This is a genomic window from Accumulibacter sp. (genome assembly GCF_016789985.1).
In the GTDB taxonomy this organism is placed as follows: Bacteria; Pseudomonadota; Gammaproteobacteria; order Burkholderiales; family Rhodocyclaceae; genus Accumulibacter.
The window spans coordinates 19801-34893 of sequence record NZ_JAEUOL010000169.1 but is presented as its reverse complement, the minus strand read 5'-3'; the positions used below and the strand labels follow the sequence as shown (position 1 = coordinate 34893).

Sequence of the window (15093 nt, the reverse complement as noted above, 5' to 3'; positions counted from 1 at the left end):
CTCAGTCGCCGAGCAGGCGCTGCACCGCGTCAGTCGGCGGTTCAAGAACGACCAGCAGTTTGCGCCGTGACGTCTGTCCACTCCTGATCTGCAGCGCGGACCTGGGCACCCCGAGTCGTTTGGCAACGAACTCGAGCAGGGCGGCATTGGCCCGGCCGTCGATCGCCGGTGCTGCCAGACGAATCTTCAGCGCCTCGCCGTGCACACCGGCCACCTCATTGTGCCTAGCTCCCGGTTGGACATGCACGGTCAGCGTGATTCCTCCTTCGGCACGACGCAGCCAATCGCTCACAGCGGCCTAGAGGAACATCAGCAATAATTGGGCAAGGACGATGGCGATCAGCGGCGAAAGGTCGACACCACCGATCGGTGGCAGGAAACGCTGGATCGGGCGCAGGACGGGGCGGGTCAGTTGCGCTACCGGCTGGCTCAGTGGCGAATAGGGACTGATCCATGACAGCACCGCCTGCACCAGCAAGGCACCAATCAGGAGGTAGATGCTGAGGCGCAGGGTTGCCAGAAGACCGTGCCAGAAGAGCAGCGACAACCAGGTCGCCAGTGACCAGGCTTCGCTTCCGCCGCGTACCAGGAACACCGCCAGAGCGAAAATGACCTGCAGCAGATAGGCCGGCAGGAGGCTGGCCAGATCAAGGCCGTAGAAGCCAGGCAGGATCTTGCGCAGGGGGCGAACCAGCCAATTGGTGAACTCGACGACGAAGGTGCCCACCTGGTTGTTGAAGGATACGCGACAGGCCTGCATGAAGAAACGCAACAGCAGCACCACGCTCAGAAACGCGACCAGCACATCGAGCAGAAACAGACCTGCCTGGGAGACCATCAGTCGTCCTGACCAAGCAGCGCACCCAATTCCCGACCACGCTCATTGGCCGCCAGGACTCCGGCGATGAAGCCTTCCTTGACGCAACGCTCCTGCATCGTCCGCAACGCCGCCTCGGTCGTCCCACCCTTGGAAGTCACTCGCTCGCGCAGCACACTGGCCGCTTCATCGGACTGCGCCGCCAGTCGGGCTGCCCCGAGCACGGTATCGATCGACAACTGTCGTGCCTGGCCGGGCGACAGGCCGAGTTGGCTCGCCGCCTGCTGCAGTGCTTCAATGAACAGGAACACATAGGCCGGACCGCTGCCGGAGACGGCGGTCACCGCATCCATCTTTTCCTCATCGGCAATCCACAGGGTATTGCCAACCGCCTGCAGGATACGCTCGGCGCCCAGCCGCTCGGCCATCGAAACCGCCGGCATGGCGCACAGCCCGGTGATCCCGGCACCAATCAGCGCCGGTGTGTTGGGCATCGCGCGCACGATCTTGCCGTAGCCGCCTAGCCAGCGCGAAACGTCGGCCAAGCGCAGACCGGCAGCGATGCTGATGATCAGTTGCTGCTTGAGGTAAGGCAGGAGCGGCGGACAGGCCTCGCGCATCTGCTGCGGCTTGACCGACAGCAGCACGGCATCGCAGTCGAGTGCCACAGCCCCGGGCGCCTCATAGCAACGTACGCCGTAGGCGAGCCGCAACTTGGCGCGCCCCTGTGCGCCCAGCTCGATGACCGCGATGTCGGAGGCTGAAAAGCCGGTCTTCACCAGCCCGCCGATCAGTGCGTTGGCCATGTTGCCACCACCAAGGAAAGTGATCTTCATCTTCTCTCACCAAAAATTGCAGTGCCGACGCGCACCAGCGTCGCCCCTTCGGCAATCGCTGCCTCCAGATCGTGCGACATACCCATCGACAAGGTATCAAGCAACAAGCCATCGGCCCGCAATCGTTCCGAAAGTTCCCGCAGGCAACGGAAAGCGCGCCGCTGTTCGCCAAACTCGTCGGTAGCCGCCGGGATAGCCATCAAACCGCGCAAACACAAGCCGGGCAACACCGCGACCGCCGCCGCCAGGGCCGGAGCAGCGGCCGGCGACACGCCGCTCTTGCTGGCTTCACCGCTGACATTGACCTGCAGGCACACGGACAAGGGGGGTAGCAATGACGGGCGTTGCTCGGATAGTCGCTGGGCAATGCGAAGTTGATCGACCGAATGGACCCAGTCGAAAGACTCGGCCACCAGACGCGTCTTGTTGGCCTGCAAGGCACCGATGAAGTGCCACTCAAGACCCAGCGTACGCAACTCGCTGATCTTGCCGACCGCCTCCTGCACATAGCTTTCGCCGAAAGCCCGCTGGCCGGCCGCTGCCACTTCGCGCAACGCAGCCGCCGGCCAGGTCTTGCTCACCGCAAGCAAGCGAACGTCCGCCTGGTCACGACCATACAGCCGGGCAGCGTCGGCAATTCGCGCGAGAACGGCTTGCAGCTTGGCGGGAAGTGTGATCATAATCGGGCGTCGCGCAGATTTTTGAGAGTATAGCACTGCGCCCCGCCCACCGCCCGAGGACCGAACCGGATGGACATCACGGAACTGTTGGCTTTCAGCGTCAAGAACAGGGCGTCGGACCTCCACCTCTCGGCGGGCTTGCCGCCGATCATCCGGGTGAATGGCGATGTCCGGCGGATCAACCTGCCGGCGATGGAGCACAAGGACGTGCACGGAATGGTGTACGACATCATGAGTGACGCCCAGCGCAAACAGTACGAAGACACGCGGGAGTGCGACTTCTCGTTCGAGATCCCGAACCTGGCACGTTTCAGGGTCAATGCTTTCGTCCAGAATCGTGGCGCCGGCGCGGTCTTCCGGACGATTCCGTCGAAGGTGCTGACGCTCGAAGACCTCAACTGCCCGCGCATCTTCAAGGACATCTCGGACTATCCGCGCGGTATCGTCCTGGTCACCGGGCCGACGGGCTCGGGCAAATCGACCACCTTGGCAGCGATGATCAACCATGTCAACGAGAACGCCTACAGCCACATCCTCACCGTCGAGGACCCGATCGAATTCGTGCATCAACCCAAGAAGTGCCTGATCAATCAGCGTGAGATCGGTCCGCATACCCTGTCCTTCCAGAATGCCCTGCGCTCGGCCCTGCGCGAAGACCCGGATGTGATTCTGGTGGGCGAGATGCGCGACCTGGAGACCATCCGCCTTGCACTGACCGGCGCCGAAACCGGCCACCTGGTGTTCGCCACCCTGCATACCTCGAGCGCTGCCAAGACGATTGACCGGATCATCGACGTCTTCCCGGCGGCCGAGAAGGAAATGGTGCGATCGATGCTTTCCGAGTCGCTGCGCGCGGTGATCTCGCAAACCCTGCTCAAGACCAAGGATGGCCAGGGAAGAGTCGCCGCACACGAGATCCTGATCGGCACCCCGGCGATCCGCAACCTGATCCGTGAGAACAAGGTGGCACAGATGTACTCGTCGCTGCAAACCGGACAGCAGTTCGGCATGCAGACCCTCGACCAGGCCCTGATCGACCTGGTGCGGCGCAACGTCGTGTCAGCATCCGAAGCACGCGCCAAGGCAGCCAACAAGGACGCCTTCCCGGGCGCCTGAGTCGCAGCAGGAGGAGGATGATTCATGGAGAATGATCAGGCACTGAAGTTCATGCACGAACTGCTGCGTCTGATGGTGCAGAAGAACGGCTCCGACCTCTTCATCACGGCAAATTTTCCGCCGGCCATCAAGATCGACGGTAAGGTCGTACCGGTGTCAAGTCAGCCGCTGCTGCCGCAGCACTCCGCCGAGCTCGCCCGTGCGCTGATGAACGACCGCCAGGCGTCCGATTTCGAAGCAACCAAGGAATGCAATTTCGCCATCTCGCCAGCCGGCATCGGCCGCTTTCGTGTCAATGCCCTGGTCCAGCAGGGGCGAGTCGCGGTCGTTTGCCGGACGATCAATCTGGTCGTGCCAACCCTCGACGAACTCGCCCTGCCTGCGGTACTCAAGGACATCGCGATGACCCTGCGCGGCCTGGTGGTGTTTGTCGGAGGCACCGGCACCGGCAAGACGACGTCGCTGGCAGCTCTGGTTGACCACCGCAACCGCAACAGCCAGGGCCATATCATCACCATCGAGGATCCGATCGAATTCGTGCATGAGCACAAGAAGTCGATCGTCACCCAGCGCGAGATCGGCGTGGACACCGACAACTGGGAAGTGGCGCTCAAGAACACTTTGCGCCAGGCACCCAACGTGATCATGATGGGCGAGATCCGTGACCGTGCAACCATGGACTATGCCATCGCCTTCGCTGAAACCGGCCACCTCTGCCTTGCCACGCTGCACGCCAACAGCACCAACCAAGCGATCGACCGGGTCATCAACTTTTTCCCTGAGGAACGGCGCCACCAACTGCTGATGGACCTTTCGCTAAACCTGCGCGCCCTGGTTTCGCAACGCCTGCTGCCGAAAAAGGATGGCAAGGGCCGGGTCCCGGCGATTGAAATCCTGCTCAACTCGCCGCTGATTTCCGACCTGATCTTCAAAGGTCAGGTACAGGAGATCAAGGATGTGATGAAACGGTCGCGCGAGCTCGGCATGCAGACCTTCGACCAGTCACTTTTCGATCTCTACGAAGAAGGTCTGATCAGCTATACCGATGCCCTGCGCAATGCCGACTCGCTGAACGACCTGCGACTGCAGATCAAGCTACATGGCAAGGAATCCAGGGACAGGGATCTCACCGCAGGTATCGGCCACCTCGACATCGTCTAGGTCGGCACCAGCGGCAGGCGGCGGCTCGCCAGGCCAGCGCCGGGTCGGACTCCGGCTAACCGGCAGTGGCTCACCCCAGGGTACGGTTGCTGCCAGCCACCATGCGGAATTCATAGAGACGACATTCCAGCGCTCCGTTGAACAAGGGCGTCTTCTTGCTGGGAGTCAGGCGGACCAGCTTCGGCAGGCGGGTGTCGGCGCTGATCAGGTAGCAGTTCCAGCCAGCAAAGCGACGCTTCAGGGCACTGCCCAGCAGGGGGTAGAAACGGGCCAGTTGTTCGTGATCCGAAACCCGCTCGCCGTAAGGCAGATTGCTCACCATGACCCCATGCCCGGCCGGTGCCTCGATGTCGAGCAGGTCGCCCGTGCTCAGACGGACGACGGGCAGCAGTCCGGCCCGATCGAGATTGGCCAGTGCTGCGCGCACCGCGGCGGGCGAGATGTCGCCGCCGAAAATCCCCCCATCCGCCGCCGAGTGCTCGCCCGCTCGTGCGCCAGCGAGCAGGCCTTGCCAGAGATCGGCATCGAAATGACGCAGCCGCTGAAAAGCGAAGTCGCGCCCCGTGCCCGGCGCCCGGCCGAGCGCGATCTGCGCCGCCTCAAGGAGAAACGTACCGCTGCCACACATCGGATCAAGCAGCACGACCCCGGGCTGCCAGCCGCTCAGGCGGAGAATGCCGGCCGCGAGGTTTTCCTTGAGCGGGGCATCGACGGTCTTCTGGCGAAAGCCGCGCTGGTAAAGCGGCGCCCCCGAGGTATCCAGATACAGCGTACACTCGTCGCGCCCGATGAAGCCCTGGATGCGCACCTCCGGCTGCCGGGTATCAACACTCGGGCGGCTCCCCAGCTCGCGGCGAAAGCGGTCACAGACGGCGTCCTTGATGCGCAGGGTGACGAAATCCACGCTCTTCAATGGGCTCTTTACCGCCGTCACATCGACGCGAATCGTCTGTTGTGGCAGAAACCACTGCGGCCAGGGCGTGTCCAGGGCCAGGCGGTAGATGTCGTCTTCCTTGACGTAAGACCCCTGTGCCACTCGCCACAGGATGCGCGTGGCGATCCTTGACTGGAGATTGGCGCGGTAGCAGGCAGACCAATCGGCACGAAAATGTACCCCGCCGAAGATCTGCGTGAGCTCGCCCGCACCTGCCAGCCTGAGGTCTTCAGCCAAAAGGTGCTCGAGGCCACGCGGACAACTGGCAAAGAATGTTTCCACGGCTTATCTCCGAGCGGATGGACTAGAAGGGCTTGACCACAGCCAGATAGGTCACCGCCAGCAGGAGCAGCACCGGCATCTCATTGAACCAGCGGTACCAGACATGGTCACGCAGGTTGCGACCCACCTGGAAGTTGCGCAGCAAGCGCCCGCAGTAAGCATGGTAGCCAAGCAGCAGCAGCACCAGGGCCGTCTTGGCGTGCAGCCAGCCGCCGCCAAAACCGAAGCCGAACCACAGCCAGAGCCCCAGGGCAACCGCCAGAAAACCGATCGGCGTCATGAACCGATAGAGCTTGCCCGCCATCAACAGCAAGCGGTCGCGTTCTGCCGTGCTGTCCGGCGCAACCAGCGCGAGGTTGACGAAGATCCGCGGCAGGTAGAACAGGCCGGCAAACCAGCTCACCACCATCCACAGATGCAGTACCTTGACTATCAACACCGGTTTTCCCTTTCCTTGAGCGCCGCCGCGACGCCGTCGGCGACCTGGGCATAACGTGGCCGAAACCGCAACTCGCATTTGGCGCGCCGGTTCAGCAGGCGGCGCGATTCACTCATGAACGACAACTGCATCTCTGGCAACCGCATCTCGGCCTCGCCGCGCGACAGACGAGGCACCCGCGCCAGTCCTAAACCATCCGCCACCAGATCGAAATAGTCGCCCATCTTGATCTGTGAATCGTCGCTTGCATTGTAGGTGCGGTTGCTCCGCCCATAGCGCAGCGCCGCACAGGTCAGCGCCGCCAGGTCATCGGCATGGATGTGGTTGGTATAGACATCATCGGCCGCACGGAGCGCCGGACTGCCTTTACGCAGCCGTTCGATCGGCAGGCGGTCGGTGGCGTAGATACCGGGCGCGCGCAGGATGCTGACAACCACGCCGCGGCGACCGAAAGCGCGCAATTGCCGCTCGGCGTCCAGACGGCGGCAGGCACGCACGGTTGACGGGCGTACGGCATGCGTCTCGTCGATCAGCGCCCCCGCGCAGTCACCGTAAACACCAGTGGTGCTTATATAAACGATGCGCTGTGGTAGACTCCGGCCGCGGGCCAGGGCGGCCAACAGCCAGCGCGTCCGGCTATCGCGCTGCTCGCCTGCCCGCCTCCGGCGGTCGGCCGCCGGAGGCGGCGCCAGATGAACCACGATGTCGGCCAGACCGGCGATGCGCCGCAAACTGGCTGGCTGATCGAGGTCGGCCAACACAGGTCGAGCGCCATGTTCGCGCCAGAAGGCACACTGCTCGCGATCACGGACCAGCGCGAAGACACGATAATGGCCAAGCAGACGAGGCAACATGCGGCGTGCGACGTCACCGCAACCAACGATCAAGAGTTTTTGCACCGCGCAATTTTACCGGATTAGAACATCAGCGGAGAGTCAATGGGTTTTCAGGTCAGCGTTCAGCCGAGCCGGCACAGTTTTCATGCCGAGCCCGACGAAACGATTCTCGCAGCCGCCCTGCGCCAGGGGCTGAGCCTTCCCTACGGTTGCCGCGACGGGGTTTGCGGCAACTGCCGGGGCAAGGTGCTCGCCGGCGAGGTGGTGCACGGCAAGGCATCGCCCGAGATTCTCAGCGAAGCCGACCGCCTGGCCGGCTTCGCGCTCTTCTGCTGTGCCATGGCGAAGAGTGACCTGTGCATCGAAAGCCGCGAAGTACGCACACTCGACGACCTCCCGATCCGGACCCTGCCGGCCCGCGTACACCGGCTGATCCGCGTCGCTCCGCAAGTGATGATCCTCGAACTCAAACTGCCCGCCAACGAACGCCTGCAGTTTCTCGCCGGGCAGTACGTAGACATTCTGCTCAAAGATGCCAAGCGACGCTCCTTTTCGCTGGCCAACCCCCCCCATGACGACAGCGTGCTGCAGCTGCACGTCCGTCACGTACCAGGCGGCCAGTTCACCGAACATGTCTTCCAGCACATGCGGGAACGCGACCTCTTGCGTCTGCGCGGCCCACTGGGCACTTTCTTCCTGCGCGAGGACTCGCGCAAACCGATGCTGCTGGTCGCCGGCGGGACCGGATTTGCACCGATCAAGGCAATCGTCGAGCACGCCATCGCCGAGGGAAGCGACAGAGCCATGGCTATCTATTGGGGGGCACGCTGTCGCGCCGACCTGTACCTGCTGCAACTCGCCGAACAGTGGCCGGCACGACACCCCAATATTCGCTTCATTCCGGTTCTCTCCGGCTCGCCGGCCGAAGAGCACTGGAGTGGCCGGACCGGCCTCGTCCACGCCGCAGCAATGGCTGATCATCCAGATCTCTCAGAGCATCAAGCCTATGTCTGTGGAGCGCCGGCGATGATCGCTGCCGCGCGCCAGGATTTTCTCACCCGCTGCCACCTGCCGGCAGACGAGTTCTTCGCCGACTCGTTCGACTATTCTGCCGACACGCTGCAGGCAATCGCCACTGGCATTGCGCCGGAGACAGGGGTCGCCCCGCATGACTGAAATCTTCATGTCCCGCCAACCGCTGATCAATCGGCAAAGCCGGGTGATTGCCACGCGCCTGACACTCCATCTTGGAGAGCGTGGAAGCATGTCCGACGCGGTGAGCGCACTCGACACACTGACCAGTGTCTGGCCACAGGGTGGCAGACCCTTGTTCATCAATTGCGGGCCCAGCAGCTATGATGCAGGGCTGCTCGACTGGTCAACACCCGAAAATGCTACCATCGAACTACCGGCGGCGGCTTTGCTCGGCGACGGTGGTCCGGACCTGATCGCGGCACTGCAGACCTGGCAACCGACGGTCTGTCTTCATTTCGACCCGCGGGCGGCACAAGCGCTGTCGGCCGGAGTTCCCTGCCGCTTCATCGGCTTCGACACGCAGGCCCTCACCCTGGGCCAGTTGAAGCTGCTCGCCGCGCGCACCCGATCGCACGGCCTGGGAATCGCCTTCAATGTCGAAACGGCCGCCGACTTCCGCTCCTGCATGGATGCCGGGGTCGCCGCCGCCGCCGGATGGTTTTTCACCACGCCGACCAGCGTACCGGCCAAGGCACTCAACCCTGGTCAGGAAAATATCATGCGGGTGCTCAATCTGGTACGCAGAAACGCGGAGATCCGCGAAATCGAAGCAGCACTCAAACAGGATGTGGCGATCTCCTACAAGCTCTTGCGCTACATCAACTCGGCTGGTTTCGGACTGTCCTGCCAGATCCAGTCGTTTCGCCACGCTGTGACCATCCTCGGCTACGAGAAACTCAACCGCTGGTTGTCGCTGCTGCTGGCAACGGCAAGCAAGGACCCGATGGCGCCGGCTCTGATGCATACGGCGCTGGTCCGCGCTCGCCTGATGGAGTTGCTGTCCAGCGGTCTGGTCGATCGGTCAGAGTACGACAACCTGTTCATCACCGGTGCTTTCTCCCTGCTCGATGCCCTGCTCGGCGTCGAAATGGAGCAGGTCCTCGAAACAATGCGCCTGCCCGAACCAATCTCTGACGCATTGCTGGGTAATGGTGGTCGTTATCAAGCCTTCCTCGAGCTCGCCCTGGCCAGCGAAGGGGAAGATGGCCGTGCCATCGGCGAGCAGGCGGCAATGCTGGGCCTGACCACGGCCCAGTTCAACAGCGCTCAAATGCAAGCATTGTCCTTTGCCGATGCCATGGATTTCTAGGTCTAGGCCAGGCGCCTGCGGCGTCAGGCCGGCGGCGCTGGCTTCCTGCCGTTGAATGCCGCCTGGCGCGATCCGGCAACTGGTGCTGTCCGGGCGCCCGGGCAGCGCCGCGGTCAACAGATAGTCCGACCACCTCTTTTATTCTATTCGCCCAGATAGGCCGCACGCACCTTGGGGTCGGCCAGCAAGCAACTCGCTTCGTCGGTCAACGTGATCTCGCCGCTCTCCATGACATAGCCACGCTGACTGACTTCCAGCGCCAGCTTGGCATTCTGTTCGACCAGCAGAATCGTCATGCCTTGACTGGCAACCGTGCACACCACCTCGAAGATCTTCTGCACCATGATCGGTGCGAGTCCCATCGATGGCTCGTCGAGCAACATCAGACGCGGCTTGCTCATCAGCGCCCGGCCGATTGCCAGCATCTGCTGCTCTCCCCCGGAGAGCGTTCCTGCCACCTGCTGCGCCCTCTCCTTGAGACGCGGAAAGAGCCCAAGCACATGTTCGAGGTCGCGCTGGATGGCCGCCTTGTCCTTGCGTGCATAGGCGCCCATGTACAGATTTTCCAGACTGGTCATACGCGGGAACACCCCCCTGCCTTCCGGCACCAGAGCAATCCCTTCCGCCACCAGTCCATGCGGTGGCAAGGCGAGCAACTCCTTGCCACGATAGCGGACGCTGCCACCCGCCGGATCGAGCAAACGTGCCAGCGCGCGCAGGGTGCTGCTCTTGCCGGCGCCGTTGGCGCCGATCAGCGCCACCATCTCGCCCTCGTTGACGTGAAAGCTGATGCCACGAACAGCCTGGATACCACCGTAGGAAACGCGCAGTCCGTTAACTTCGAGCATGATTCATCCGTTCCCTTCAGGCCACCGAACCACCAAGGTAGGCCTCGATCACGCGCGGATCCTTCTGCACCACCGCCGGCACGTCCTCGCAGATCTTCTCGCCGTAATCGAGTACCGCCACGCGCCCACACAATCCCATCACCAGCTTGACGTCATGCTCGATCAGCAGGACCGTCACGCCATCCCGGCAGATACCTTCGACGAGCAGCCGCAGGGCCTCGGTTTCAGTACCGTTCATGCCCGCTGCCGGCTCGTCGAGGGCCAGCAGCTTCGGTTCGGTGGCGAGTGCGCGGGCAATCTCCAGGCGTCGCTGATCGCCGTAGGACAGGTGCCGGGCATAATCATGAGCCCGCTCCTGAATGCCCACATAGTGCAGCAGTTCCTCTGCCCGGCGAGCGATCGCCGCCTCTTCGGCGCGCGTCGCCGCGTTGCGGCTGATGGCCCCAAACACACCGGCGCGAGTACGCAGGTGGCGCCCGACCATCACGTTCTCGATTGCCGTCATGTTGCCGAACAAGCGAATGTTCTGAAAGGTGCGCGCGATGCCGATTTCCGCAGCCTTGTGCGGGGCGTCCGCCGCGAGCTTCACGCCGTCGAAGACGAAATGGCCACTCTCATTCCGGTAAAGGCCGGTCAGGCAGTTGAAAAAGGTCGTCTTGCCGGCACCATTCGGTCCGATCAGGCCATAGATCTCGCCCCGACGAATGGTCAGCGAAACGTCGTGTAGCGCCTTGACCCCGCCGAAATGCTTGGCGACCTCATGTGCTTCGAGAAGAACCTGGTGTGCGCTCATGATCAATCCGTTGTCTCGGACAACTCGCGACGACGCAGCGACGACGGCCACAGCCCGGCCGGACGGAAGCGCATGACGAGCACCAGTGCCAGACCGAAGACGAGCATGCGCAGACTCTCCGGATCGATGATCATGCGCCCGAACGCAGCCTTCTGCAGGGGCTCGATACCATAGCGCAGCGCCTCCGGCAAACCGGTCAGCAGCACCGCACCCAGAATCACGCCGGGAATGTGGCCCATGCCGCCGAGAACGACCATCGACAGGATGGTGATCGACTCCATTAAGGAAAAACTCTCCGGGCTGACGAAACCCTGCATCGCGGCAAAGACGCCGCCGGCAATACCACCGAACGAGGCGCCCATGGCAAAAGCCAGCAGCTTGATGTTGCGGGTATTGATGCCACACGCCTTGGCGGCCACCTCGTCCTCGCGAATCGCCTGCCAGGCGCGTCCAATGCGCGAATCCTGCAGGCGCATGTTGACCATGATCACCAGAATGGCCAGCGCCACGAGCAGAAAATAGTATTTCTGTGGACCCGACAGGGTGACGCCGAAAATGGTGCTGGTCTGGGAAAACGAGAAATCGCCGATGCGGATCGGGTCGATCAGGGTGATGCCCTGGGCGCCATTGGTGATGTTGATTGGCGCATTGAGGTTGTTCATGAAGATGCGGATGATCTCACCGAAGCCGAGCGTGACGATTGCCAGGTAATCGCCCCGCAATTTCAGTGTCGGAGCACCGAGCACAACACCAAAGAAGCATGCCAGCCCGGCGCCAAAGGGCAGGATCACCCAGAAGGGCAGGTGGATGCCGAAATGCGGCGAAGCCAGCAATGCATACGCGTAAGCACCAACCGCATAGAAGGCCACGTAGCCCAGGTCGAGCAAACCAGCATAACCGACCACGATGTTCAGCCCGAGCGCCAGAAAAACATAAAGGATTGCGAAATTGGCGATGCGCACCCAGGCCTGGCCACCCAGGGCAGCAACGAACGGAACTGCAAACAGTGTAGCCGCGAGCAACACCAAACCCAGCCAGTGTCCCTGCCAGAGAGGAATTCTTCTGCGCTGGCCATTCATGCGCGATCTCCAGTACGCTCACCAAACAGACCCGAAGGACGAAACATCAGCACGATGATCAGCACGATGAAGGCGAAGATGTCCTGGTAATGGCTGCCCAGGAAATCACCGGTGAGATCACCGATGTAGCCCGCCCCGAGCGCTTCGATGACCCCCAGCAACAGCCCGCCTGCCATGGCGCCAGCCATATTGCCGATACCGCCCAGCACGGCCGCCGTGAACGCCTTGAGACCGAGCATGAAACCCATCTGGTAATGCGCGATCTCGTAGTACGAGCCGACCATGCAACCGGCCAGGGCGCCCAGTGCTGAGCCGATGACGAAGGCCATGGCGATGACACGGTTGATATCGACGCCCATCAGCAATGCCACTTGCTGGTTCTCCGCCGTGGCCCGCATGGCCATGCCGATGCGCGTGCGCTGCACCAAGTAGGTCAGACCCAGCATGACCAGAGCCGCAAGGCAGACGATCGCCACCTGTACGTTGGTGAAACTGGCCCCGCCCAACTCGTAAATCTCCTTGTGGATCATCGGCGGGAAAGTGATGTAGTTGCGGCCCCAGATGATCATCGCCACATTCTGCAGGACGATCGACATGCCGATCGCGGTGATCAGTGGCGTCAGCCTCGGGGCATGGCGCAAGGGGCGATAGGCAATGCGCTCGAGTGCCCAGCCAAGCACCATGCAGGCCGCCACGGCGACCAGCAATCCGATGCCGAGGATGACCAGCGGCGGCATCCCGGACCCGGCAAGGAACACGATCACCGTGAAGGCGACCATCGTGCCAATCATCACCACCTCGCCATGTGCGAAATTGATCAGACCGATGATGCCATACACCATCGTGTAGCCCAGTGCGACCAGTGCATAGACAGCACCGAGCGTAAGTCCGTTGATAAGTTGCTGAAGAAGTGTGTCCATGGTCAGGCTTTCCGCAACAAGGCGCTTGTCGCGAACCGGAGGTTCCGACGCATGGCACCAGAAAGGCAGCCGCGCGAACGCGCAGCCCAGTTCAAAGTGAGCGGATGCGGAGACAGGAAAGCTGAGGGAATGGCCAAAACCATTCCCTCCTGCCGGCTTGCCCGGCTGTCCTTACTTTTTGGCTTCCGGCGCTGCCGCTGCTCCGGCCGTACCGCCTTCGCTCTTCAGCGTAACCAGCTTGCCATCCTTGATTTCGAAAACGGTGATCGCGCCGTTCTTGATGTCGCCTTTTTCGTCGAACTCGACCTTGCCGGTGACGCCGTCGTAGGAGGTCTTGCCAACTTCCGGCAGGTACTTGACCGGATCGGCGGAATTGGCGCGCTTCATCGCGTCAACCAGGACCATCACCGCATCGTAGCTGTACGGCGAGTAGATCTGGATCTGGCCATACTTCTTGGTGAAGTCTTCGACGAACTTCTGGCCGTTCGGCAGCTTGTCCACCGGCAGGCCGGCCTGCGTGCAGATCACGCCCTCGGAAGCCGGGCCGGCAAGCTTGATCAATTCGGGCGAGCAGCCGCCGTCACCGGTCGTGAACTTGGCCTTGATGCCCAGTTCCTTGATCTGCTTGAGCATCGGACCACCCACCGCATCCATGCCGCCTAGGAAGATGACATCCGGGTTTTTCGCCTTGATCTTGGTGAGGATGGCCTTGAAGTCGGTCGCCTTGTCATTGGTGAACTCGCGGGCAACGATGGTCGCACCACCGGCCTTGGCGGCCTTCTCGACTTCATCGGCGAGGCCCTGACCATAGGCGGTGCGGTCATCGATGATCGCCACCTTCTTGGCACCCATATCCTTCACCGCGTAGCTACCAACCACCGAGCCCTGCTGGATGTCATTGGCCATCACGCGGAAGGTAGTGTTGAAGCCTTGCTGGGTATACTTCGGATTGGTTGCCGACGGCGAAATCTGCGGCAAACCAGCCTGATTGTAGATCGCCGACGCCGGAATGGTGGTGCCCGAGTTCAGGTGACCGACGACACCGGCGACCTTCGCGTCAACCAGTTTCTGAGCAACGACCGTACCGGTCTTCGGGTCGGCCTGATCGTCCTCACCGAGCAACTCGAACTTGACGACCTTACCGTCAATCTCCAGCTTCTTGGCGTTGGCGTCCTCGACGGCCAGACGCGCACCGTTCTCGTTGTCCTTGCCGAGGTGCGCAATCGGGCCGGTGAGCGGCGCAACATGCCCGATCTTGACCACCATCTCCGGCTTCGGTGCCGGTGCGGCGGCAGCGGGCGCGGGCGCGGGTGCAGCAGCCTTGGGTTCCTCCTTCTTGCCGCAACCAATGAGCGCAACCGAAGCGGCCAGAACGACGAGTACACCAGGAATACGTACGTGGTTCATAGATTTGATCTCCAATATTGTGTTTATACCGGGCTAGCGAACGGGCGATTGTCCAAGCACATCAGTGCCTTGTCAACATGCATATCATCCCGACGGCCGTCGACCCGCTTTCGCCGCCCTTCCCATAAATGAAAAACCGGCACGCGGCCGGTCTTTCTGTTGCTTGGCAGGTCATTTCAGACTGAGGATCCACTTGACCAGTTTTTTCGCGTCATCGGGCGTCACGGACGGGTTCGGCGGCATCGGCACCGGTCCCCAGACACCCTTGCCCCCCTTGATCACTTTCTCGGCAAGCATGGCTTCGTCCTTGGCCGTATACTTCTTGGCCACATCCTTGTACGCCGGGCCGACGACCTTCTTGTCGACAGCATGACAGGACAGGCAGTTCTTCGACTTGGCCAGTGCTTCATCAGCCTGGACCGCACCAGCAGACATCACGCCGGCAGCAGCCAGCAGGGAGACGTAGATCGCTTTCATGCTCACACTCCGTTCAGATAAGGGGTTTGAAACGTTCCGATATTATTTCAGTTTCGCCGGCTTGCAAAGCCTGCCGAGGACATCTGCGCAGCACCGGCGGCCCCGCCGGGCTTAACGCTTGCCC

At 62.1% G+C, this 15093-nt stretch carries 17 protein-coding genes; 4 read left to right on the top strand and 13 right to left on the bottom strand.

Annotated features, from left to right (window positions below):
• Position 1 precedes the first annotated feature (1 nt).
• From JNK99_RS10065 to JNK99_RS10050, 4 genes are read right to left on the bottom strand one after another with little or no spacing between them, the layout of a single operon-like run.
• A complete protein-coding gene (locus JNK99_RS10065; RefSeq protein WP_291852232.1) occupies positions 2–292 on the bottom strand; it encodes a DUF167 domain-containing protein in 291 nt (96 codons plus the stop codon).
• Positions 293–298: 6 nt separating this feature from the next.
• Complete coding sequence (locus JNK99_RS10060) at positions 299–838, bottom strand: YggT family protein (protein ID WP_291852229.1); 540 nt, start codon at positions 836–838, stop codon at positions 299–301.
• Positions 838–1653 carry a pyrroline-5-carboxylate reductase gene (gene proC, locus JNK99_RS10055; protein WP_291852227.1) on the bottom strand — a complete coding sequence of 272 codons (816 nt, stop codon included), beginning with the start codon at positions 1651–1653 and terminating at the stop codon, positions 838–840. Before proC ends, JNK99_RS10060 begins: the two co-directional genes overlap by 1 nt.
• Positions 1650–2333, bottom strand: coding sequence for a YggS family pyridoxal phosphate-dependent enzyme (locus JNK99_RS10050; protein WP_291852224.1), 684 nt, complete (start codon positions 2331–2333; stop codon positions 1650–1652). Before JNK99_RS10050 ends, proC begins: the two co-directional genes overlap by 4 nt.
• 69 nt (positions 2334–2402) lie before the next feature.
• Between JNK99_RS10050 and JNK99_RS10045 the strand changes: the two genes are divergently transcribed.
• Together JNK99_RS10045 and JNK99_RS10040 are read left to right on the top strand one after the other, a co-directional pair.
• Positions 2403–3449 (top strand): type IV pilus twitching motility protein PilT, encoded by a 1047-nt coding sequence (locus JNK99_RS10045; protein WP_291852222.1) that lies wholly within the window; start codon positions 2403–2405, stop codon positions 3447–3449.
• 24 nt (positions 3450–3473) lie between these two features.
• Positions 3474–4610, top strand: a complete 1137-nt coding sequence (locus JNK99_RS10040) for a PilT/PilU family type 4a pilus ATPase (protein ID WP_291852219.1) — start codon at positions 3474–3476, stop codon at positions 4608–4610.
• Positions 4611–4680: 70 nt separating this feature from the next.
• On the opposite strand, the gene JNK99_RS10035 is transcribed toward JNK99_RS10040, so the two are convergent.
• From JNK99_RS10035 to JNK99_RS10025, 3 genes are read right to left on the bottom strand one after another with little or no spacing between them, the layout of a single operon-like run.
• Positions 4681–5826 (bottom strand): THUMP domain-containing protein, encoded by a 1146-nt coding sequence (locus tag JNK99_RS10035; protein ID WP_291852217.1) that lies wholly within the window; start codon positions 5824–5826, stop codon positions 4681–4683.
• Between the two features lie 22 nt (positions 5827–5848).
• Positions 5849–6265 (bottom strand): CopD family protein, encoded by a 417-nt coding sequence (locus JNK99_RS10030; RefSeq protein ID WP_291852214.1) that lies wholly within the window; start codon positions 6263–6265, stop codon positions 5849–5851.
• Complete coding sequence (locus tag JNK99_RS10025; protein WP_291852211.1) at positions 6259–7164, bottom strand: SDR family oxidoreductase; 906 nt, start codon at positions 7162–7164, stop codon at positions 6259–6261. The genes JNK99_RS10030 and JNK99_RS10025 overlap by 7 nt, the downstream gene beginning before the upstream one ends.
• Positions 7165–7203: 39 nt before the next feature.
• Here JNK99_RS10025 and JNK99_RS10020 point away from each other — a divergent pair, with 39 nt between their 5' ends.
• Both JNK99_RS10020 and JNK99_RS10015 read left to right on the top strand, forming a co-directional pair.
• The gene (locus tag JNK99_RS10020) at positions 7204–8277 is read left to right on the top strand and encodes a CDP-6-deoxy-delta-3,4-glucoseen reductase (protein ID WP_291852209.1); all 1074 of its coding nucleotides are present in this window, start codon (positions 7204–7206) and stop codon (positions 8275–8277) included.
• On the top strand, positions 8270–9445 hold the full coding sequence (locus tag JNK99_RS10015; RefSeq protein ID WP_291852206.1) for an HDOD domain-containing protein: 1176 nt from the start codon (positions 8270–8272) through the stop codon (positions 9443–9445). Before JNK99_RS10020 ends, JNK99_RS10015 begins: the two co-directional genes overlap by 8 nt.
• A 143-nt stretch (positions 9446–9588) precedes the next feature.
• On the opposite strand, the gene JNK99_RS10010 is transcribed toward JNK99_RS10015, so the two are convergent.
• From JNK99_RS10010 to JNK99_RS09985, 6 genes are all read right to left on the bottom strand, one after another.
• A complete protein-coding gene (locus JNK99_RS10010) occupies positions 9589–10293 on the bottom strand; it encodes an ABC transporter ATP-binding protein (RefSeq protein ID WP_291852203.1) in 705 nt (234 codons plus the stop codon).
• 16 nt (positions 10294–10309) lie between these two features.
• Positions 10310–11086 (bottom strand): ABC transporter ATP-binding protein, encoded by a 777-nt coding sequence (locus JNK99_RS10005; RefSeq protein WP_291852201.1) that lies wholly within the window; start codon positions 11084–11086, stop codon positions 10310–10312.
• A gap of 2 nt (positions 11087–11088) precedes the next feature.
• Positions 11089–12165 carry an ABC transporter ATP-binding protein gene (locus JNK99_RS10000; RefSeq protein ID WP_291852198.1) on the bottom strand — a complete coding sequence of 359 codons (1077 nt, stop codon included), beginning with the start codon at positions 12163–12165 and terminating at the stop codon, positions 11089–11091.
• Entirely contained in the window at positions 12162–13085 is a 924-nt protein-coding gene (locus JNK99_RS09995) for a branched-chain amino acid ABC transporter permease (RefSeq protein WP_291852196.1), read from the bottom strand. The genes JNK99_RS10000 and JNK99_RS09995 overlap by 4 nt, the downstream gene beginning before the upstream one ends.
• Before the next feature lie 171 nt (positions 13086–13256).
• Positions 13257–14492, bottom strand: a complete 1236-nt coding sequence (locus JNK99_RS09990; protein WP_291852193.1) for a branched-chain amino acid ABC transporter substrate-binding protein — start codon at positions 14490–14492, stop codon at positions 13257–13259.
• A 171-nt stretch (positions 14493–14663) separates the two neighbouring features.
• Positions 14664–14969 carry a c-type cytochrome gene (locus tag JNK99_RS09985; protein ID WP_291852188.1) on the bottom strand — a complete coding sequence of 102 codons (306 nt, stop codon included), beginning with the start codon at positions 14967–14969 and terminating at the stop codon, positions 14664–14666.
• Positions 14970–15093: the final 124 nt, after the last annotated feature.